Source organism: Planifilum fulgidum, assembly GCF_900113175.1.
In the GTDB taxonomy this organism is placed as follows: Bacteria; Bacillota; Bacilli; order Thermoactinomycetales; family DSM-44946; genus Planifilum; species Planifilum fulgidum.
Genome location: NZ_FOOK01000037.1, coordinates 1 through 21,032, shown reverse-complemented (window position 1 = coordinate 21,032; position 21,032 = coordinate 1). Strand labels below are relative to the sequence as shown.

Annotated in this window: 18 protein-coding genes and 1 pseudogene; 14 read left to right on the top strand and 5 right to left on the bottom strand. The window is 61.9% G+C overall.

What is annotated here, in order from left to right:
* Position 1 precedes the first annotated feature (1 nt).
* The 7 genes from argJ (at position 2) to BM063_RS17760 (ending at position 9,362) form a co-directional block, all read left to right on the top strand.
* On the top strand, positions 2 to 1,249 hold the full coding sequence (gene argJ, locus BM063_RS15315) for a bifunctional glutamate N-acetyltransferase/amino-acid acetyltransferase ArgJ (protein ID WP_092041014.1): 1,248 nt from the start codon (positions 2 to 4) through the stop codon (positions 1,247 to 1,249).
* 28 nt (positions 1,250 to 1,277) lie between these two features.
* A complete protein-coding gene (argB, locus tag BM063_RS15310) occupies positions 1,278 to 2,105 on the top strand; it encodes an acetylglutamate kinase (protein ID WP_245752304.1) in 828 nt (275 codons plus the stop codon).
* Positions 2,077 to 3,246, top strand: a complete 1,170-nt coding sequence (locus BM063_RS15305; protein ID WP_092041008.1) for an acetylornithine transaminase — start codon at positions 2,077 to 2,079, stop codon at positions 3,244 to 3,246. Before argB ends, BM063_RS15305 begins: the two co-directional genes overlap by 29 nt.
* Positions 3,243 to 4,310 carry a carbamoyl phosphate synthase small subunit gene (locus BM063_RS15300; RefSeq protein WP_092041005.1) on the top strand — a complete coding sequence of 356 codons (1,068 nt, stop codon included), beginning with the start codon at positions 3,243 to 3,245 and terminating at the stop codon, positions 4,308 to 4,310. The genes BM063_RS15305 and BM063_RS15300 overlap by 4 nt, the downstream gene beginning before the upstream one ends.
* Positions 4,303 to 7,575 carry a carbamoyl-phosphate synthase (glutamine-hydrolyzing) large subunit gene (gene carB, locus BM063_RS15295; protein WP_092041002.1) on the top strand — a complete coding sequence of 1,091 codons (3,273 nt, stop codon included), beginning with the start codon at positions 4,303 to 4,305 and terminating at the stop codon, positions 7,573 to 7,575. The genes BM063_RS15300 and carB overlap by 8 nt, the downstream gene beginning before the upstream one ends.
* Positions 7,572 to 8,531, top strand: a complete 960-nt coding sequence (gene argF, locus BM063_RS15290; protein WP_092040999.1) for an ornithine carbamoyltransferase — start codon at positions 7,572 to 7,574, stop codon at positions 8,529 to 8,531. Before carB ends, argF begins: the two co-directional genes overlap by 4 nt.
* A gap of 675 nt (positions 8,532 to 9,206) precedes the next feature.
* Complete coding sequence (locus BM063_RS17760) at positions 9,207 to 9,362, top strand: histidine phosphatase family protein (protein ID WP_177199209.1); 156 nt, start codon at positions 9,207 to 9,209, stop codon at positions 9,360 to 9,362.
* Positions 9,363 to 10,035: 673 nt separating this feature from the next.
* On the opposite strand, the gene htpX is transcribed toward BM063_RS17760, so the two are convergent.
* Positions 10,036 to 10,917, bottom strand: coding sequence for a protease HtpX (htpX, locus tag BM063_RS15280; protein WP_092040993.1), 882 nt, complete (start codon positions 10,915 to 10,917; stop codon positions 10,036 to 10,038).
* A 281-nt stretch (positions 10,918 to 11,198) separates the two neighbouring features.
* On the opposite strand from htpX, the gene BM063_RS15275 reads away from it, so the two are divergent.
* On the top strand, positions 11,199 to 12,356 hold the full coding sequence (locus BM063_RS15275; protein WP_092040989.1) for a conserved virulence factor C family protein: 1,158 nt from the start codon (positions 11,199 to 11,201) through the stop codon (positions 12,354 to 12,356).
* Between the two features lie 297 nt (positions 12,357 to 12,653).
* Here BM063_RS15275 and BM063_RS15265 read toward each other — a convergent pair whose 3' ends face one another.
* Entirely contained in the window at positions 12,654 to 13,643 is a 990-nt protein-coding gene (locus BM063_RS15265) for an ornithine cyclodeaminase family protein (RefSeq protein ID WP_092040983.1), read from the bottom strand.
* 87 nt (positions 13,644 to 13,730) lie between these two features.
* Entirely contained in the window at positions 13,731 to 15,029 is a 1,299-nt protein-coding gene (locus BM063_RS15260; protein ID WP_425439175.1) for an MFS transporter, read from the bottom strand.
* A gap of 201 nt (positions 15,030 to 15,230) precedes the next feature.
* On the opposite strand from BM063_RS15260, the gene BM063_RS15255 reads away from it, so the two are divergent.
* The 4 genes from BM063_RS15255 to BM063_RS15240 all read left to right on the top strand — a co-directional run bounded on the left by BM063_RS15255 (position 15,231) and on the right by BM063_RS15240 (position 17,803).
* Positions 15,231 to 15,689 carry a hypothetical protein gene (locus BM063_RS15255; RefSeq protein WP_092041045.1) on the top strand — a complete coding sequence of 153 codons (459 nt, stop codon included), beginning with the start codon at positions 15,231 to 15,233 and terminating at the stop codon, positions 15,687 to 15,689.
* Between the two features lie 3 nt (positions 15,690 to 15,692).
* Positions 15,693 to 16,007, top strand: coding sequence for a hypothetical protein (locus BM063_RS15250; RefSeq protein ID WP_092040978.1), 315 nt, complete (start codon positions 15,693 to 15,695; stop codon positions 16,005 to 16,007).
* A gap of 15 nt (positions 16,008 to 16,022) precedes the next feature.
* Positions 16,023 to 17,291 (top strand): glutathionylspermidine synthase family protein, encoded by a 1,269-nt coding sequence (locus tag BM063_RS15245; RefSeq protein WP_092040975.1) that lies wholly within the window; start codon positions 16,023 to 16,025, stop codon positions 17,289 to 17,291.
* A 74-nt stretch (positions 17,292 to 17,365) separates the two neighbouring features.
* Complete coding sequence (locus tag BM063_RS15240) at positions 17,366 to 17,803, top strand: DUF350 domain-containing protein (RefSeq protein WP_092041042.1); 438 nt, start codon at positions 17,366 to 17,368, stop codon at positions 17,801 to 17,803.
* 265 nt (positions 17,804 to 18,068) lie between these two features.
* Here the strand turns inward: BM063_RS15240 and ltaE are convergent, their stop codons facing one another.
* The gene (gene ltaE, locus BM063_RS15235) at positions 18,069 to 19,103 is read right to left on the bottom strand and encodes a low-specificity L-threonine aldolase (RefSeq protein WP_092040974.1); all 1,035 of its coding nucleotides are present in this window, start codon (positions 19,101 to 19,103) and stop codon (positions 18,069 to 18,071) included.
* A 157-nt stretch (positions 19,104 to 19,260) separates the two neighbouring features.
* On the opposite strand from ltaE, the gene BM063_RS15230 reads away from it, so the two are divergent.
* Both BM063_RS15230 and BM063_RS15225 read left to right on the top strand, forming a co-directional pair.
* A complete protein-coding gene (locus BM063_RS15230) occupies positions 19,261 to 19,575 on the top strand; it encodes a PadR family transcriptional regulator (RefSeq protein ID WP_092041039.1) in 315 nt (104 codons plus the stop codon).
* A gap of 510 nt (positions 19,576 to 20,085) precedes the next feature.
* On the top strand, positions 20,086 to 20,706 hold the full coding sequence (locus BM063_RS15225; protein WP_092040970.1) for a DedA family protein: 621 nt from the start codon (positions 20,086 to 20,088) through the stop codon (positions 20,704 to 20,706).
* 81 nt (positions 20,707 to 20,787) lie between these two features.
* On the opposite strand, the pseudogene BM063_RS15220 reads toward BM063_RS15225, so the two are convergent.
* Positions 20,788 to 20,955: pseudogene (locus BM063_RS15220) on the bottom strand (IS3 family transposase); the annotation flags it as partial.
* Positions 20,956 to 21,032 lie beyond the last annotated feature (77 nt).

The following is a 21,032-nucleotide window of genomic DNA, read 5'->3' as shown; positions in this document are numbered from 1 at the left end:
CATGAACGGGCAGGGGACGCAGGCGATTGCCGCGGAAACGGGCTTTGAGGTCGTGGCGGAGCCGTCGGTGACTTCCCCTTCCGGGTTTGTCGCCGGGGGGGTGCACGCGGGTCTGAAAAGGAAAAAACGGGATCTGGGCATGATCTTCTGCGAGGTTCCCGCCTCCGCCGCGGCGGTCTACACCATGAACGCCTTTCAGGCCGCCCCCCTGAAGGTGACCCGGGACAGTTTGGCGGTGGAGGGAAAACTGCAGGCCGTCGTGGTCAACAGCGGCAATGCCAATGCGTGCACGGGCGAAAGGGGATGGGAGGATGCCCTGAAGACGCGCAGGGAGGCGGCCGGATTGCTCGGCATTCCCGAACACCGGGTCGCCGTGGCCTCCACCGGCGTGATCGGGGAGTTCCTGCCGATGGACCGCATGGTGGAAGGGCTGGGCCGGTTGGTGAAGGAGGTGGGGAAGGAGGGGCATCTCCCCTTTTGTGAATCGATCCTGACCACCGACACCTGCACCAAGGCGGCCGAGGTGGTCCTGAGGGTGGAGGGACGTCCGGTGCGCATCGCCGGGGCGGCCAAGGGCTCCGGAATGATTCACCCCCGGATGGCCACGATGCTGGCCTTCCTCACCACCGATGCAGTGATCGACCCGCGTCACCTGCAACATTTGCTCCGGGAAGTGACCGATGAAACCTTCAACATGATCACCGTGGACGGGGACTGCAGCACCAATGACATGGTGCTGGCCATGGCCAGCGGACGGGCCGGCCATTCTCCCCTCCATCCGGATCATCCCGAATGGGCGGCGTTCCGGGCGGCGTTTGCCCACGTGGCCCGGGAGTTGGCCAAGATGATCGCCCGGGACGGGGAAGGGGCCACCCGGCTGGTGGAAGTGAAGGTCACCGGCGCCGCTTCCCGGGAGATGGCGCGGCGGGTGGCTAAGGGCGTGGCCGGTTCCAATCTGGTCAAATCGGCGGTTTACGGGGCCGACGCCAACTGGGGAAGAGTCTTTTGCGCCATCGGTTACTCCGACCCGGAGGTGAGGACGGATGCCGTCGACCTGTACATCGGGGACATTCCGGTGGTGCGGGGAAGCAGGCCCGTCGCCTTCGACGAGGAGCAGGTGCAGGCCCGCATGAAGGAGGAGAAAGTGAATTTCCTCATCGATCTTCGTCAGGGAGAACATGAAGCGGTGGCCTGGGGATGCGATCTCACGTACGAGTACGTTCGGATCAATGCCTGTTACCGCACCTGAGACGAAGGGCCGAATCGGAGGAGAAGGAGTGGCGGACGTGCCGAGTGTGGTCATAAAGATCGGGGGCAGCGTGCTGGAACGGCTTCATCCCAGCTTTTATGAAGCGTGTGTTTCTCTTAATAAGCGCGGCGTTCGGGTGACGGTGGTCCACGGCGGCGGTCCGGTGATCAACCGGCTGCTGGAGCGTTCGGGGATCCGTCCCCGTTTTGTCCGGGGGCTCCGGGTGACGGATGCGGAGACGCTGTCATGGGTGCAGATGGCCTTGGCCGGCCTGGTCAACAAGGATCTGGCGGCGCGGCTTCAAGGCGCCGGCGCCTCCGCCGTCGGCCTTTCGGGGGTGGACGGAAGGCTGATTCAGGTCCGGCAGAAGGACCCCTCTCTCGGTTATGTGGGGGAAGTGACCGGCGTGGGGGCGGATCTCCTTTCCTCCCTGCTGGAGAAGGGATGGATGCCGGTGGTCGCCTCCCTGGGCGTCGACGAAGCCGGACAGATATACAACGTCAACGCCGACACCGCGGCCGGCGCCATCGCCCGGGCCCTGGGCGCGTCCCGGATGGTGATGGTGACCGATGTTCCCGGGATCTATGCTTCTCCGGAGAAAAAGGAGGGCGTGCTCCGCACCGTGACGCCCGCCGTGGTCCGCGGTTTGATCCAAAGCGGCAAGATCAGCGGAGGAATGCTTCCCAAGGTGTCGGCGGCGCTCTCCTGCCTTAAGGGGCCGGTTCAGGAAGTGCTCATTGTCGACGGGGAAAAACCGATTTCCCTGGACGGAACGGAGGAGGATGGGTGGAACGGAACGCGCATCGTTCAGGAGGAGGGAGCCGATCATGTTGTTTCCCACATACCAACGGTATGATATCCGGGCGGCCAGGGGCGAAGGGGCCTGGCTCTGGGACGAGGCGGGCCGGTGCTGGCTGGATTTCACCTCGGGCCTGGCCGTCTGCAATCTGGGCCATTGCCATCCCCGGGTGACGGAGGCGGTTCAAAGGCAGCTGGAAACCCTGTGGCACGTCTCCAACCTGTTTCACATCCCGCTTCAGGAGGAAGTGGCCTCCGTCCTGACGGAGGCGAGCGGGCTCGGCGCCGTCTTCTTCTGCAACAGCGGGGCGGAGGCCAATGAGGCGGCGATCAAGCTGGCCCGCAAGGCGGCCCGGGAACGGCGGGAAATCGAGCGGCCGAAGATCATCACCTTTGAGGGCTCCTTCCATGGACGCACCCTGGCCACCCTGACCGCCACCGGACAGGAGAAAGTGAAAAAGGGTTTCGCTCCCCTGCCGGAGGGCTTTGTCACCGTCCCCTTCGGGGACCTGGAGGCGGTGAAGCGGGCGGCCGATGATCACGCCGCGGCGGTGATGATGGAGCTGGTCCAGGGAGAGGGCGGGGTCCGTCCCGCCGATCCGGCCTTCGTTGCGGAGCTGTCCCGTTTTTGCAAGGAACGGGAGATCCTGTTCATCGTGGACGAGGTGCAGACGGGGATGGGGCGCACCGGATCGCTCTTCGCCTTCGAGCGGTACGGCGTGACGCCGGACGTGGTCACTTTGGCCAAGGGGCTGGGCAACGGCATCCCCGTCGGCGCCATGATGGCCCGGCCCGATCTCGCCCTCGTGTTCGGTCCCGGCAGCCATGCCAGCACCTTCGGGGGAAACCCGGTGGCGATGGCCGCCGCCCGGGCCGTTTTGCGGGAAATCCGCCGTCCGGAGCTGCTGGAAAACGTCCGGGTGCAGGGGGAGCGCCTGCTTGCCTCCCTGCGGGACCATCTCAAGGGCCATCCTTCCGTGAAGGAGGTCCGGGGCCTGGGATTGATGGTCGGAATTGAACTTGCGGAAGAGGCGGCGCCAGTGATCCGCCGCGCCCGGGAGCGGGGACTGTTGGTGCTGCCGGCCGGCCCCCGGGTCGTCCGCCTGCTTCCTCCGCTGATCGTGACGGAGGAGATGGTCGACCGGGCCGTGGAGATTTTGTCCGATTCCGTGGAAGCGCTGGGGGTGGCGGGGCGATGAGGGCCTACCTGGTATTGGACACGGGCGAGGTGTTTCCGGGCCAGTGGCTGGGACGGCCGGTGGAGACCCGGGGGGAGGTGGTTTTTACCACCGGCATGACCGGATACCAGGAGACCCTGACCGATCCCTCCTATGCGGGTCAGGTGATCACCTTCACCTACCCCCTGATCGGCAACTACGGGGTGATTCCGGGGGAAAGCGAAGGAAGGCGTCCCCTGTGCGCCGGCGCGGTGATGAGCGAAGTGTACGACGGTCCGGGGGGATCTCTGGGCGAGTGGCTTTCCAAGCAGGGGGTGCCTGCCATAGTGGGAGTGGACACCCGGGCCGTCGCGAAGCGGGTGCGGGACCGGGGATTGGTGCGGGGGGTGATCTCCGCTTCTCCCCGTCCCCCCCTCGGAGATTGGCCCGATCCGCGCTCGCTGGAGTGGGTGAGCCGGGCCGCGACGGAGAAGCCCCTCCATTTTCCCGGTGAGGCAGGCGCCCCCCATATCGTGGTGATCGATTTGGGAGCCAAGGCGTCCATCATCCGCGCCCTCCGCCGATCGGGGTTTTCCGTGACGGTGGTTCCGTACCACTGGGCGCCGGAGAAAATCCGGGAGTTGAAACCGGACGGACTGCTTCTCTCCAACGGTCCGGGGGACCCCCAGGCGCTGAAACCCTTTCTGCCGGGATGGGTTCCCCTGATCAGGCAAATTCCCACCCTGGGAATCTGCCTGGGACATCAGCTGTTGGCGCTCGCCCTGGGCGGGGATACGGAGAGGCTGCCTTACGGCCATCGGGGCAGCAACCACCCGGTGCGGGAATGCGCCACGGGCCGGGTCTGGATCACCTCGCAGAACCACGGTTACGCGGTCCGGGAGGATTCGCTGGATCCCGGGGAGTGGGAGGTGACGCACCGGCACGTCAACGACGGGACGGTGGAAGGCATCGCCCACCGGAAATACCCCGTGATGGGAGTGCAGTTCCATCCCGAAGCCCGTCCCGGACCGACGGAGGCGAACCCCCTGTTTGACCGGTTTGCTTCGCTAGTCTTGGCTAGGAAGAAGGTGCAGGTACATGGTTGATTCCACCTTTCCCTCAAGCGAATCGTCGGGTGATCCCAACCCGGGACTGAAAAGCGTTCTGGTGATCGGGTCGGGGCCGATTGTGATCGGTCAGGCCGCCGAATTCGACTATTCCGGGACCCAGGCCTGTCTCGCGCTGCGCGAGGAGGGGATCCGGGTGATTCTGGTGAACAACAATCCCGCCACGATCATGACCGACGAAGAGGTGGCCGATGTCGTATATACGGAACCCCTCACCGCCGACGTGCTGACCCGGATCATCGAAAGGGAGCGGCCGGAGGGGCTGCTGGCCACGATGGGCGGGCAGACCGGACTCAACCTGGCCGTGGAGCTGAAGGAGCGGGGCGTGCTGGACGCCTTCGGCGTGAAACTGCTGGGAACCCCCGTGGAGACGATTCGGCGCGGAGAGGACCGGGAAGCCTTCAAGCGGATGATGAAGGCGATCGGGGAGCCGGTGCCGGAAAGCGCCACCGTGTCGACGGTGGAGGAGGCGGTCCGGTTCGCCGGAGGGATCGGCTACCCCGTGGTGGTGCGTCCGGCTTACACGCTGGGCGGTTTCGGAGGGGGCATTGCGGAGGACGAGGCTTCCCTGCGGGAGATCGCCCGGCGGGGATTGGCCGCAAGCCCGATCCGGCAGGTGCTCGTGGAGAAAAGCATTCTCGGCTGGAAGGAGATCGAGTACGAGGTGATGCGGGATGGCGCCGACACCTGCATCACCGTCTGCAACATGGAGAATATCGATCCCGTCGGCGTTCACACCGGGGACAGCATGGTGGTGGCGCCGACGCAGACCCTTTCCGACCGGATGGTTCAACGCCTCCGCTCCGTCTCCTGCAAAGTGATCCGCGCCCTGAAGGTGGTCGGGGGATGCAACATCCAGTTTGCCGTGCATCCGGAAACCGACGAATACGTCATCATCGAAGTGAATCCCCGGGTGAGCCGGTCCAGCGCCCTGGCCTCCAAGGCGACGGGTTATCCCATTGCCCGCCTGGCGGCGAAACTGGCCATCGGCTATCGCCTCGACGAGTGTCTCAATCCGGTGACCGGCCACACCTATGCCAGCTTTGAACCCGCCCTCGATTACGTGGTCGTGAAGCTCCCCCGCTGGCCCTTTGACCGCTTTCCCCGGGGCGATCGAAAGCTGGGGACCCAGATGAAGGCCACCGGGGAAGTGATGGCCCTGGGGCGCAATCTGGAATCGGCCCTGTACAAGGCGATTCGTTCCCTGGACATGGGTCGGTTCTCCCTGCTTCAACCCTTCGCCCGGAAGCTTTCCGACGAACTGCTGGCGGACCGCCTGCGGCGTCCCGACGATGAGCGGCTGTTTCTCCTGGCGGAGGCTTTCCGCCGGGGATGGGAGCTGGAGGATGTGGGCCGGATGACCGGCATCGCCCCCTTTTTCCTGCACAAGATCCGCTCGATGGTCCGCCTGGAGGAGGAGCTGGCGGAACACACCTGGGAGACGGCGCCCGAGTCCCTCCTGGTGCGGGCCAAGGAGTGGGGAGTGGCCGATGCCCATCTGTCCCGCCTCTACGGTGTTCCGGAGAGCGAGGTGCGAAGGCGCTGGGAGGAGATCGGGCGCGGTCCCGCCTACAAGTGGGTGGACACCTGCGCCGGCGAATTCATCGCCGAGACGCCGTATTTCTACTCCACCTGGAAGGGGGAGGACGAGGTGGAACCGGCCGCTGCCGACCGCCGCGTCCTCGTCCTCGGTTCGGGTCCGATCCGCATCGGCCAGGGGATCGAGTTCGACTACTGTTCGGTTCACGCCGCCAAGGCGCTCAGGGAGATGGGCATTTACTCCATTGTCGTCAACAACAACCCGGAGACGGTCAGCACCGATTACTCCACCGCGGATCGGCTCTACTTCGATCCCCTCACCGTGGAGGATGTTTATCACATCGCCCGGAAGGAGCGGGTGGAGGGAATCCTCGTCCAGTACGGGGGACAGACGGCGGTGAATCTGATCAGGGGATTGGAGGAGGCGGGCCTTCCCGTCCTGGGCACCTCCGCCGAAGTGGCCGCCGCGGTGGAGGACCGGAGGCGGTTTACGGAGCTGCTCCTGAAGCTGGACATCCCGCACATCCCGGGCGCGACCGCCTCCACCCGCGACGAGGTGTTGCCCCTGGCCGACCGGCTGGGTTACCCCCTGCTTCTTCGCCCCTCCTTCGTCATCGGGGGGCAGGGAATGCAGGTGGTGCACAGCCGGGAGGAGCTGGCGGAGGTGATGGACGCCTTCGATGCCTATTCCCTCTCGGAGAAGGCCTTTCCCCTCCTGCTGGACCGCTTCCTCGAGGGAATGGAAGTGGAGGTGGACGCCGTCACCGACGGCCGGGACGTGACGATCCCCGTTCTGATCCAACACGTGGAGCGGGCGGGGGTTCACTCCGGCGACAGCATCTCCCTCCTTCCCGCCCTGGATCTGACGGCCAGTCAGAAGGAAGCGATCGCCGAGTACACGCGTCGGATCGCCCGGGCGCTCCCCCATCGGGGCTTGCTCAACATCCAGTTTATCGTACGGGGAGACGAGGTGTACTGCCTGGAGGTGAATCCGCGGGCTTCGCGCACGGTCCCCGTCGTCAGCAAGGTGATGGGCGTGCCGATGATCGGCTGGGCCACCCGGGTGCAGCTGGGCGAGTCCCTCCGCTCCTTTGCGCCGACGGGGCTGCTGCCTCCGCCGGAGATCTTTGCGGCCAAGGGCCCCGTGTTTTCGGCGGCCAAATTGCCCGGAGTCGATCCCGCCCTGGGGCCGTCCATGAAATCGACCGGTGAAGTGCTCGGGCTGGGCGAAACGCCGGAAGAGGCGGTGGCCAAGGTGTTGCCGTCCGTGGCCGGTTCCCCCCTGCCCCGCCTCGGACCGGGGGTGTCGGTGGGGCTTTCCGTCGCCGACAAGGCGAAACCGGATCTGGAAGGAATCGTACCGGCTTTGCTGCGGTGGGGAGTCTCCCTGTGCGCCACTCCCGGCACGGCCCGCTGGATCCGTGCGCGCTGGGGGGCTTCCGTCGAGGAGCTGAAACTGGATGAGTGGAGCAAATGGCTTCGGAAAGAGGGGGCGAAGGTGGTGCTGAACGTCCCCGGCAGCGGCGGAGACGCCCGGCGCGGCGGCTTCCGCCTCCGCCAAGCCTGCCTCGGATGGCAGGTTCCCTGTTTCACTTCCGTGGACACCTTTCGCTGGGTGATCCGAACCCAGGAAGCGGATCGGGGGCATGCATCCCCCCTTCTTCCTCTCCAGGCCATCAATCGAAAGGAGCGGATGATGCGATGAGCGCGTTGCAGCCCAAACCGTGGTTGAACCCCCTTCGGGGGCGGGACTTTTTGTCGTTGGGGGACGTGTCCCCGGCGGAAGTGGAAGCCCTGCTCGACTTGGCCGAGGAGCTGAAGAAAAAAAGGGGTGCGGCGGAAGGGGCGGCACCCCTCGCCGGAAAAACCCTGGCGATGATCTTCGACAAACCCTCCACGCGGACGCGGGTTTCCTTTGAAGCCGGGATGATCCAACTGGGCGGACACGCCCTCTCCCTCAGCCGAAACGAGCTGCAGCTGGGGAGAGGGGAAACCCTTGCGGACACGGCGCGCACCCTGTCCCGATACGTGGACGGCATCCTCATCCGCACCCATGCCCATGCCACTGTCGTCGAGCTGGCCCGCCACGCCACCGTTCCGGTGATCAACGGCCTCACCGACCTCTTCCATCCCTGCCAGGCCCTGGCCGACCTGCTGACCCTGCGGGAGAAGAAGGGGCGGCTTGCGGGGCTGAAGCTGGCCTATGTGGGCGACGGCAACAATGTGCTGCACTCCCTTCTCCACGCCGCGGCGGCCGCGGGCATGCACCTGGCGGTGGCGACGCCACCCGGCTACGAGCCGGATCCGGGGGTGGTCGCCGAAGCCAATCAGATCGCGCAGACCACCGGAGCCAGGCTGAGCTTTTTCCACGATCCGGAGGCGGCGGTCCGCGGCGCGGACGCCGTGTACACCGACGTGTGGGCCAGCATGGGCCAGGAGGAGGAAAAGGAGCGGAGAATCCGTGATTTTCAGGGCTTCCAGGTCGATGCGAACCTGATGTCCCGCGCCAAGGGGGATGCCCTGTTCCTGCACTGCCTTCCCGCATACCGCGGACTGGAGGTGTCCGAAGAAGTGATTGACGGACCCCGGTCGGTGGTGTTCGACCAGGCGGAGAACCGCCTGCACGCCCAGAAGGCGCTGCTGTTGACCCTGTTGGGATGACTTTTGTTGATCGGTTTTTTCGCAGGCTGACGCCCGCGCTGCGCGGGCGTCAGCCTGTTTTTGGTTGCGAATCAAAAAGTCCCGGAAGGGAACCGATTTTTGCCCGCGCAGGCCGTGCGGGTTGGATCTTATCCTGCCTTTTTCGGCATGTTTGTCATGATGTTGATTTTCGCCTTGGGGCGGGTAAAGGCGGTTGGTTGTACCTGACGTGGCACGGTCAAGCCGAGTGGAATGGGGAGAATGGGCCGGGGAAGTAGTGATTTGCCCTGACGGAAAAGGGCGTCAGGCAGGCGGAATGTCCGGCGGAGCGGATGTGGGGGGATTTCCTTCGATGCGATCTGCTTCCGCCCGGCGGCACGCTCCCTCCGGGCGGCGAAGATCCTTCGCGGCGATCGGGATGCGGCGATCGGGATGCGGCGATCGGGATGCGGCGATCAGGAAGCACCCGGATCTTCGAGAGATGGAGCCGGGGATTGCGGTCCTTGGAGATCGAGGCCCGGTTTCCGGAAGGAGGTGTGGCCTGTTTTGGGGAAAGCCGCACCTTTATCTCAGGGCTCGGGAGGAAAGTTACCTCGATGTGCAAAGGCGGCGGTATCTTTGATCGAAGACATCCTTCGTTCCCCACCCTGGGGGTAGGATGCTGATCGTCATCACACCGTCGTGTTGAAAACGCTGATGGCCCACTTCGAAGGGCGGCCGCTGGAGTGGCTCTGGGATCCCCCTTACATTCACCCCGTCTGTCTCAACCTGGTTCGGGTTAGCGAAGGGAAAAGGGAGATCCTCCTTCACGGGGATATCGGCCATTTTCCCGAGGAATGGCGGGGTCAATAGATGGAATAGGGTACCTCACGAAGACAAACCGTCCCCAAAAGCGGTTTGGGCCTTCCGATCAAAGATCGAGAGTGCTTTTTCCGTCAAGGAATCTTGTTTCAGTCCTAAACAGAAAAAGCAATCGAAACGGATACAAAAGGTGTTCACAAAGCGTTATCGATTTTATATTTTTACTCTGCCATCGCTTCATGAAGATGAAACTCATTTGGCTGATATGGAATGATGGGAACCCCCTCTTCCCCTGTCGAACACAACCCTTCATTCGTTTTTTATCATCACATGGACCTGGTTAGGCGTGGATGGAATGCTGGTTTTAAGGTAGCCTGAATAGCCGACTTCACCCAAATAAGCGGGTATGTCTATTTTCATGTGACTTCACTTCCTGCTTATTCTTTAGATCACTTTGTTGAGGCGGACATGCGGTATTGCGAAATAATCGGCAGCTTCCGTCTGGCTGCAGCCTGGGAGGATTGCCGAAAACTCAAAGAAGGAGGACAACAACAGCCCCGATCATTTGATCTTTCGATCCTCCTCTTGAGAAGTCACATTTTGAAACCTTCGACCATGGCAAGGCATTCTCCGTTCACCATGTTTCCTCTTAATTTAAAAAGGCTGCTGACAAAGAGAGTCAGCAGCCTTGGCCCGCGAGACCGGGCCGCCTTGTTGTTTTCCATCACGCCCTCTCCAGCCGGGCGATGCGGTCCTCCAGGTCCGGGTGGCTGGAGAACAGTTTGAGCCAGCCGGAGCGGTTGCTGATTTTCATCGTCTGCAGGGACTTGTGGTTCGTATCGATCAGGTTCACGTGCTGCTGCAACAAGCGGAGGGCGTGAATCATCTTTTCCTTGCCGGCCAGGTCGGCTCCGCCGCGGTCGGCGTGATATTCCCGGTGGCGGGAGTAGGCCATCACCACGATGCTGCCCAGGATGGAGAAGAGAAGGTCAAAGACGATGATGCAGATGAAATGGACCACTCCGGCCAGTTCCTCCCGGACGAAGCGGGAGACGACGTAAGCGGCCAACCGGGACAGGAAAATGACGAAGGTGTTGATGACGCCCTGGAGAAGGGTCATCGTCACCATGTCCCCGTTGGCGATGTGGGCCACTTCATGGCCCAGGACTCCTTGAACGCCATCCTTGTCCATGTTTTCCAAAAGCCCGGTGGAGACGGCGACGAGGGAACGGTTCCGGGTGGGTCCGGTGGCGAAGGCGTTCACCTCGGGCGAGTCGTAAATCCCCACCTCGGGCATTTCCGTCAGACCGGCCCGCCGCGCCAGCCGGTGGACCTCCTCCACCAGCCAACGCTCATCCGGGGACAGGTTCGGGTCGTCGGGAGAGAGAACCCGGACACCCAACATCCACTTGGCCATGGCCCGGGAGAGTGCCAGGGAGATGAGTGCCCCCGTGAATCCGACAATGGCGCTGAACACGAGCAGTGCCGAATAATCGATGCCCTGTTCCGTCACATAGTGCCGGATACCCAGGATGTTGGTGACCAGCAGAATAGTGACCACAATCAATGCGTTGACGGCGAGAAAAAGAAGGATGCGTTTGCCCATCATTCAACCTCCTCAAAAGGTGGGATCGCCTTTTTTGAACCAGGCGGAGCCCGGTGAATGCCGTTCCTTGAGAGCCCTTTGCGGATTGGTTGCGACTATTATAGACATTAGCACAAAAGTCCGAAAAATACCAGTTTGAAGGTGCCGGGCGATTCGGGGGAAGGGCGGTTTTCCTCCGGCGCGTTTGTGGGATACAATGGTTCTGAACCGCTTGAGAGGAGCGCGCTCCGGAATATGAAGAACGGGGCTTGTCAGGCAATTTGCGAAGAGGTGGTGGTCCGATGAAATTGGTGTCGATCGAACCCACACCCAGTCCCCACACGATGAAACTGAACCTGGACCGTCGTCTGCCCGGCGACAAGGGCGTCACCTACACCGCCGACAACCGGGAGGAAGCGCCGGAGCTCCTGCGGCGGATCCTGGAAGTGCCGGGCGTCAGGAGCGTGTTTCAGGTGGCGGACTTTATTGCCGTCGACCGCCATCCGAAGGCGGATTGGCGGGAAATCCTGGCGGCGATCAAGGGGATTTTCGGGTTGGAAGGGGAAGCGGGCGGCGCGGCGCCCGTTCAAACCGGAAAAGGATACGGGGAAGTACAGGTGTATGTCCAGATGTTCCGGGGCATCCCCATGCAGATCAAACTGGTCGCGGGGGTGGAAGAACGGGAAGAACGGCGCTATGCCCTGCCGGAGCGCTTCATGAAGGCCGCCATGAAGGCCCAGGCCGCGGCGGAAAACATCGTGCTGGAGCGGCGCTGGGAGGAAAGGGGAGTCCGGTACGGGGACATGGATGAGATCGGCGAAACCGTGGCCCAGGAAATCGACGCCGCCTACGACGAGGAAAGGCTGAACCGGCTGGTCGAAGGGGCGTTGCAGGGCGAGGACGTGCAGCGGATGGAAGCGGAAGAAAAGCTCTCCTCCGCCGAAGTGGCCCGGGGCCTGGAAGCGTCCGACTGGAAAAAGCGCTTTGCCGCTCTGGAGCGGATGGACCCCACGATGGAGGACCTGCCGGTGCTCGCCAAAGCCCTGGAGGATCCCAAGGCGTCCATCCGCCGCCTGGCGACCGTATATCTGGGGATGATCGGCGGCAAACAGGTGCTTCCCCTCTTGTACCGGGCGCTGAAGGATTCCTCCGCCATCGTCCGCCGGACGGCGGGGGACACCCTGTCCGATCTGGGCGATCCCGATGCGATCGGCCCGATGGCCGAGGCCCTGAAGGATCCCAACAAGCTGGTCCGGTGGCGCGCCGCCCGCTTCCTTTACGAAGTGGGCGATGAAAGGGCGCTTTCCGCCCTCCGCGCGGCCCAGGACGATCCGGAGTTCGAGGTGGACATGCAGATCAAGATGGCCATCGCCCGCATCGAAAGCGGCGAGGAAGCGAGCGGCACCGTGTGGCAGCAGATGACGCGGAGCATCTCCGGCCGCGAAAAGGGGAAGGTTTGAACGTGCGAGGTTCAAGTCCGTGCCGGGCACGGGACTTGCGAAACTCCGTTCATCCCGGGCTTTGGGGCGATTTTTCCATCTGACGTGCCGGTCCTGCCCGTTTACGGTTTTCGGGCGGAAAGGAGGGCTCTTCGCGGGACTGCTGAGCCTGGGAATCGGGAAGCGGTTTTTCGCCGAGCGGCTCCCGCCGCATGGGGCCGGGGCGAAAATCGCTCTCTCCCGATCCAAGGTAAAGAGGCCTGACGGAGCAGTTTCCCGCTTTTTTTTTGCCTGCCACGGGCGGGAGCGGTTTTCCCGCTAAAGGTCGATCGCGGTTCCCCGGTTGAGCCGCCTCGCCTTTTCATAGACGCTTTTGGCCACCGCCGTGTCCAAAAAGGCGACGCCCACCGATTTGAACACCGTGATTTCCTCCGGTCTTTCCCGCCCCGGTTTGTTTCCGGCGACGATCTCTCCCAGCTCGCCGTACAGTTTTTCCGCCTGCCACTCTCCCGCTTCCATCGGAATCAGCAGGTCCCCCGCCTCGTGCATCGCCCCCTCCCGCGTGTCCACCACCACTTTGCTGCTGCGGTTGAGGAGGGCCGCGTCCACCTCCCGCATGTGGGGCAGATAGGCGCCGATGGCGCTGACGTGGGTGCCGGGGGGGATCTGTCTGCCGTCAAAGAGCGGCTGTGTCGACCGGGTGGCGCACAGGATGATGTCCGCCCCCCGGACGGTTTGTTCCGGCCGGTCGAAGACCGCCACGGTTCCCGTCCAGTCGGGACGGGTTTCCCGGATCGTCTTTGCCAGATGCTCCGCCTTTTCCCGGGTTCGGTTCCACAGCCGGATTTCCGCCAGGTTGCGCACTTCCATCACCGCCTGGATCTGTCCGATGGCCTGGGCCCCCGCGCCGAGCAGGGCGCAGACCCGGGCGTCATCCCGGGCCAGGTACTTGGCGGCCACGCCGGAGATGGCGCCGGTGCGGAGAACCGTCAAATACGTGGCGTCCATCAGCGCCAGATGCTCTCCGTTTTCCGCGTCGGTGAGCAGCGTGATCCCCTGGATGGCGGGCCTTCCCCGCTTCGGATTGTCGGGGAAAACGCTGACGATCTTGATGCCCATCGACCGCGCCGGTTCCACGAAGGAGGGCATGTACAGCGTGGCGGCCTCCCCCGTTCCCGCGGATAAGGCGATGCGCACCGGCGTGACGGTCTTTCCCTCCTGATGGGCGCGAAAAGCTTCCTCCACATCCTTCAGGCAGTCCTTCATCGAATAGAGTGCGCGGATGTCCCGCTTCGACAGGACCAGCAAGGCGGATCTCCCTCCCTTTGTCGGTTGCTCTGTGAAGAAAGGCAACCCGCCCGGTTTCGGGCGGATTGCCTTTCTGGGTGCAACGGCTTATTCGGCGGCGGCGTGCAGTTCCGTCTCCTTCGTCTCGCGAAGGACGAGGATGGCCACCAGCGAGATGACCGCCGTCAGGATCATGTACAGGGCGACCGGCTGCCAGGCGTTGTCAAAGCGGGCCAGCAGGGCGGTGGCGATGAAGGGGGCGGTTCCCCCGGCCAGGGCGGCTCCCAGCTGGTAGCCGATGGTCACCCCCGTATACCGGACGTTGGTGCGGAACACCTCCGACATCAGCGTTCCCAGCACCGCCGTGATCGGTGCCCAGATGACGCCCAATCCCAGGATGCAGGCCGCCGTCATCCACAGATTGGAGCCGGTGGACAGGAGCATGAAGTAGGGGAAGGCGAAAAGGATCATCCCCACGGTGCCGGCGATGTACAGGGGCTTTCTCCCCCATTTGTCTGAAAGCGATCCCATGATCGGGATCAAAATCGTCGTCACCAGCGCGGCGATGGCGACGGCGTTGAGCACGGCGCTTTCATCATATCCCAATCCGGTGGCGTAGGAGATGACAAAGGTTGACAGAATGTAGAAAGGAGCGGTTTCCACCACTTTGGTTCCCACGGCCAGGAGCACGGTCTTCCACTGATATTTGAAGGTGTCGATCAGGGGCACCTTGGAGATTTCCCCGGATTCACGGGCCTTTTTGAAGACCGGGGTTTCGTCGATGCCGTTCCGGATCCAGAGGCCGATCAGGACCAGCACGATGCTCAGGATGAAGGGGATGCGCCATCCCCAGCTGTAGAAGGCATCCCCGGAGATGCCGGCGATGACGGACATGGCGAAGGTGCCCAGCACGAGGCCGATGGGAACTCCCATTTGCGGCACGCTTCCGAACAATCCCCGCTTCTCCTTCGGGGCGTATTCCACCGCCAACAGGACGGCGCCGCCCCATTCGCCTCCGATGCCCAGGCCTTGAACGAGGCGGAGAAGGATCAGCAGGATCGGCGCCCAGATGCCGATGGTGTCGTATCCCGGCAACAGTCCGATCAGGACCGTCGCAATCCCCATCAGCATCAGGGTGAGGACCAGGGTCCGTTTCCGGCCGATCTTGTCGCCGATATGACTGAAGATGATGCCCCCGAGAGGCCGGATGATGAAGGAAAGGGCAAAGGTGGCATAGGCGAGCAGCAAGCCGACGATCGGGTCGACCGTCGGAAAAAAGATTTTGTTGAACACCAGTGAGGCCGCCGTTCCGTAGAGGAAATAGTCGTACCATTCAATCGACGTTCCGACCAGACTGGCGATGACTGCCCGTCGGGAAACAGGTTGTGCTGCCGATTGCTGACTCAAGGGAATCCCTCCCTTTCACAAAGTTGTCACAGGGTTTGTCTCACTTATTTTATGGTATGAGAAATGCGGTATGCAACATAATGAAAATTTTGTAAAGAACTCCGAAATTCCTATCCGGTTTTCCGGGATCAACGGAACGGAAGGAAAGTGTTGTTTTTTGTCGAAAAGAAATTAACGAAAATGTCAGAAGGAGGTGAAGCGTTGCCGCGGTTGGAGTATCGCCTGCTGGATGAGGAGAAGGGTTATCCCGTGCTCTATTACTACAAAGGCATCGACAAGGAGGAGATTTCCCTCCGGTTCGCCTGCGACTACTTCGTCAAGGATCAGCATGTCTACGAGAAGACGAGTTGCGCCGTGGAGGATGGGACTTATGTGATTTATATTCGGCGGGCGGAGGATGAAAAGGTGCTGGACGACCAGCTGGTCTTTGCCCCGGACTGGAGGGGAATCCGCTTGGAAGTGCGCCACTTCCGGGAAGGAACGGCCCATTATCCGGTGGTGCACACTTTTTATTTTCACAGCGATGAGGACGCCCTTCTGCACCTGCAGAGCGACCTGTTTTACATAGGAGGTCGGGAGTGGCAAAAGACCTCCGCGGAAGTGGACGAGAACCGGAAAGTGTACGTCATCTACGCGGAGCCGACGGAGGAAGGGGGATGATGCATGGAAACGCAAAAAGAGCAGCGCAGGAAGCGAAGCACCGCCCGGTTGCTGGGGCTGTTTGCCGCGGCCAGTTTGTTGGTGGCTTCCGGGTGCGACGATGACGGGATCGAAATCTGCTACGATGACGACAATGATCTCCGCTGCGACGATGACGGGAGCGAAGTGGACAGGGACTCCTACGTGGTGATCAATGGAAAAAAAGTGGGCTATGTGAAATCCTCCGTCGCGGAAGATATCGATATCGACCGAAAGACCCGGGTCTCTTCCGGTTCCCGGGGCGGAATCGGCAAATCCTCCTTTTTCAGCGGCGGCTGATGGGTGGTCCGGACCATGAAAGAGGATTACGCCGAGCGGCGGAGGAGGTTGTATGATCCCCTCCGGGCCGAGGGGGTTTTCACCTGGGATGAGATGTACGGTGCCGAGTACGCCCTGGCGACGATCCATCCCATAACCCGGGATTTTCGGCGGGAAATCGCCGAGGCGACGGAGGCCCTCGGACGAATTTTCGCCAAAACGGTGGCCGTGGTTCGCCGGGGCCCGGAGGCCCTGCTGGAGGAACTGGGGATTCCTGCGGCGGCCCGAAGGGCGGTTCGACTGTTTCTTCCGGAGAGCGATCCGACGCTGATCGGCCGCTTCGATTTTGCCCCGACGCCGGAAGGCCTGAAGATGCTGGAGTTTAACAGCGACACGCCGACGGGCATCGTGGAGGCCTTTTACGTCAACGGCAGGGTGTGCGAATACTTCGGCGCGGAGGATCCCAACGAGGGCTGCGAAGAGCACCTTCGCCTCGCCTTTCGGCATGCCCTGGACACCTACCGGACGGAAGGATACGCCACGGACCATGTGGTGTTCAGCGCGCTGGACTGGCACGAAGAGGACGCGGGCACGACCCGTTACCTGCTCGATCGTTCCGGCTTGGACGGCCGCTTTGTGCCCCTTTCCGATCTCCGGGTCGAGGGAGAGCGGATGACGGCCCTCGTCGAGGGCGCTTCGCTGCCCGTCGATGTCCTTTACCGCTTGCACGCGCTGGAGATTCTGGCGGAGGACCGGGACGACGACGGGTATCCCACGGGGGCCCATGCGCTGGAGCTCATCGCCCGTCGCCGTGTGGCGGTGATCAACCCGCCGGGAGCCCTGCTTTCCCAAACCAAGGCGATGCAGGCGCTGATCTGGGCCCTGCATGAGGCCGGGGAATTTTTCGATCCGGAAGAACACCGGATCATCGAAACCTACATGTTGCCCACCTATCTGGAGAACCGGTTTCGGGGAATTCCCCATGTGACGAAGCCGATCTTCGGCCGGGAAGGGGCGGGGGTGACCCTTTACGATGCCTCGGGGGTTGCGGTTTTCCGGGGCGACGATCGTTACGGGGATCAGCCGATGGTGTTCCAGCGCCGGGTGGAAATGGAGCCGGTGCAGGTGGAGACCCTGAAGGGGCCCTTCCGGGGGAGGTTGCTGTGGGGTTCCTTTTTGATCGGCGGACGCGCTTCCGCGATCCTGGCCCGGGTGGATGGTCCCGTCACCGGCGACATGTCTTTCTTCTTGCCGGTGTGCTATGCCGATGCCCGAAGGAATTGCGCTTTCGGACGTTTCCCATGACCCTTTTCGCCGAAAGAGGACCGGCCGAAGACGCCCTGAAAACGCGGAAATTGAACGGTAAAGGAGATGATCAGATGTTCGACCAGTGGTCCAACATCCTCAATTTTCTGATGTACCTGGGGGTCACCCTTCCCCTCCTGGGGGTGGGGATCGCCGTCTTCCTGTTTACCACGCCGTATAAGGAATTCCAGCTGATCCGGGACGGGGCCGACACGACCGATCCCCAGAAGGCGGCGGCGGCCAAGGCGGCGGCTCACGATCTGGGAGGAAAAATCCTCGGACTTTCGATCGTGCTCGCTTCGGCGGTGTTTCACTCCCTGTCCCTGGGGGATCTCATCCTGTGGGGATTGATCGGCATCCTGTTCCAGGTCCTCGTATTTTACCTGTTTGAACTGCTCACCCCCTTTAAGGTCGTGTCCGAAATTCCCAAGGGGAACGTTTCCGTCGCCCTCTTCGCTTCGCGGCTCAGCTTGGCTTCCGGTCTTCTGATGGCCGCGCTGATCAGTTATTGATCCCGGGGCGGAAAGGGAGGCGGGCATTCATGGAAGTGGCCGGATAAAACCGCTCGCGCCCGGAAAAGGAAGGAATAACAGACGAGGCTCCCGCTCGGTGCACCGAACCCGATGCGGGAGCCTTTTTTATGGGGAAAAGTTTTGATTTGACGGAGGTGGGTCAAGTCTAAAAGCTCGGAAGGCTTTTCCGGAACCGATGGATCGGGGGTTTTTATGGGTTTCCAAAGCCCCTTTGCGACTGATGACGACCCGACACGCCGGCTGTTCAAAAGGAATCCACCGCCCGGCGGATCCGGAGAACGGCTTCGTCGATATCCTTTCGGGACACGTCCTTGTGGGTCACGAAACGGAGGGTGGTCGGTCCGAAGGAAACGGCCAACACCCCTTCCGCGGCCAGCCGGTCCAGGACCTCTTCGGCGGTTTTGCCTGTGTCTGAAATGTCGGCGAGGACGATGTTGGTTTCCACCTGGTCCGGGTCCACCGAAAAGCCCTTCGTTTCCGCCAGGGCGCAGGCCAACCGCTTGGCGTTTTCGTGATCCTCCGCCAGCCGGTCCACCATTTCCGTCAGCGCCAGCAGGGCCGGAGCGGCGATCACGCCCGCCTGGCGCATGCCGCCGCCGAGGCGCTTCCGCCATCGGCGCGCCTGGTCGATCAAGGATTTCGGTCCCGCCAAGAGGGAGCCGACGGGCGCCCCCAATCCCTTGGAGAGGCAGACCGATAGGGAATCGGCAAACCGGGCGATTTCCCGGGCTTCCACTCCCAGTGCCACCGCCGCGTTGAACAGCCGGGCGCCGTCGAGGTGGACGGGAATCCCGTGCCTGTCGGCCACTTCCCGGAGGGCGGCCATGTGGTCCGTGGGCAGCACCGCTCCGCCCGCCCGGTTGTGGGTGTTTTCCAGGCAGATGAGGGCCGTCCGGGGGAAGTGGATGTCGCTATCCCGAATCGCCCGTTCCACTTCCTCCGGATCCATTTTCCCCCTTATTCCCCTCAGGGGACGGAGCTGCACGCCGGCCAGGGCGGAAGCGGCCCCGGCCTCGTATTGGAAAATGTGGGAATCCGCCTCCAGGATGATCTCGTCCCCGGGACCCGCGTGACAAAGGATGGCGATCTGGTTCCCCTGGGTGCCGCTGGTGACGAACAGGGCCGCCTCCTTGCCCAGTATCTCCGCCGCGCACTCCTCCAGCCGGTTGACCGTGGGATCCTCCCCGTAGACATCATCCCCCACCTCCGCCTCCGCCATGGCGCGGCGCATCGCTTCCGTCGGCTTTGTGACCGTGTCGCTGCGCAGATCAATCCGCACCCCTCTTCCTCCTCCCCGATCGAAAAAATCCTCTCCGCCGATGTGACAAGGCGAAGAAAATATCTTGCAAAATTTTGTTGTCTGCAATAAATTATTTAATAAGGCAAATTACCTTTCGAAGTTTAGTATCAGGCGGATCCTCAGGGTGGTGAAGCTCCTGAACAAGGAATTGCTGAAGGGGATTGTCGACCTTCTCATTCTATCACTATTAAGCGAAAAGGACAGCTACGGATATGAAATATCCAAGGAGATCAGGCGGCGGACAAAGGGGGCGTTTGTTCTCCAGGAACCGACCCTTTATCTGTCCCTGAAGCGCTTGGAAAAGCGCCAGTTCATTTCCTCCTACTGGGGGGAAGAAACCCGGGGCGGGAGGAGGAAATATTACTCCATTACGGAAGAAGGGAGAAGGGTGCTTCGCAATCAGATCCGGGACTGGAACCGGCTCGTTGAAATTGTCGGGCATTTCCTTTAGGAAGTGCCGTGGCGGGATCGAAGCGGCAAGGGAAGCTCCGGTCCGCCCTGAAGCTTTGCCGTGTCCGCTTTGCCGCCTCGTTTTTGGGGGACCGCCGATCTGCTCCGCGGGCCGTGCGCCACGCCGCTTTTTTGCGGCGTTTGCGGTCTTCGGGAAGTGTACATATTTCGTGTGCGGGTTTGTGTGCTTTCGCTCCGGGAAAAGTGCGTTTTTTGACGTCATGCTTGGGATCGGCCGAAAATATGGTCGGAGGCTCGTGCCCGGTCTCGGCAAGCGGCGGGTTTTTTGGGTGAAAATCTCCGGTTTTCCAGATCCCCCGCTCGTCAAGGGCTTTTATTGCGCAATGGTCGTTTTGCTCGCCGGGCTGCTGACGGGAAAAAGGTGCGGCTTTTCTTCGCAGCGGTCTTCGGGCGTTGGAGGGTCTGCCCCCTTTCGACGGGCCGATGCGGAAAAAGTTGGAAAAAACAAGGAAATTTCCCGGTCCGATGATCAAGCGATGGAGGGATCAAGGTGCAGGAATGGATTGTGGAGATCATGGAGCAGTACGGGTATATCGGCATTTTTCTGATGATCGCGCTGGAAAACGTCTTCCCTCCCATCCCTTCGGAGGTGATCCTGACCTTCGGCGGATTTATGACCACCTATACCAATCTGAGCGTTCCCGGGGTGGCCACGGTGGCCACTGCGGGTTCGGTCGCCGGCGCCATCATCCTTTACGGCGTCGGCCGCCTGTTGAGTGTGGAGCGACTGGAAGGCATCGTCGAGCGGTGGGGCGGGATTCTCCGGGTAACCAAGGAGGACCTGCACAGGGCGTCGGAATGGTTTAACCGGTACGGTTATTGGACGGTTCTGTTCTGCCGGATGATTCCGCTGGTGAGGAGCCTGATTTCCATCCCCGCAGGGATGGCGAAGATGGATTTCCGGCTTTTCCTCCTCTTCACCGTCATCGGAACCGCCCTGTGGAACATCATCCTGGTCTCCCTCGGCGCCGTGCTGGGAGATTCCTGGGATACCATCCTCGAATTCATGGATGTTTATTCCCATATCGCTTACGCGGTGATCGGATTGGGCATCGTCGCTTTCGCCCTCTGGTTCTACCGCAAAAAGAGAAAATCGGGCAGCGCCGCCTGATTCGGCGCCGCCCCCTTTCATAAAAAATCCACCCGGGAATTGGTCAAGCCCCAAAAATGTAGACACGTAAAAACACCCGGCTTATGCGGCGTGCTGACGCCTGTATTCTACAGGCGTCAGCTTGTTTAATTTCAGTTGAAGCCGCTCCTCGTTGTAAAAACGAATATACCTTTGAATTAGGATTTGAGCCTGCTCAGTATCTTGGATATGATGGTGTTGGAGAGCTTCTGTCTTTAAGTGGGAGAAGAAGCTCTCGATTGGGGCATTGTCCAAGCAATTGCCTCTTCTTGACATGCTGGATCTGAGGCCAAACTGAGCTAGCATGT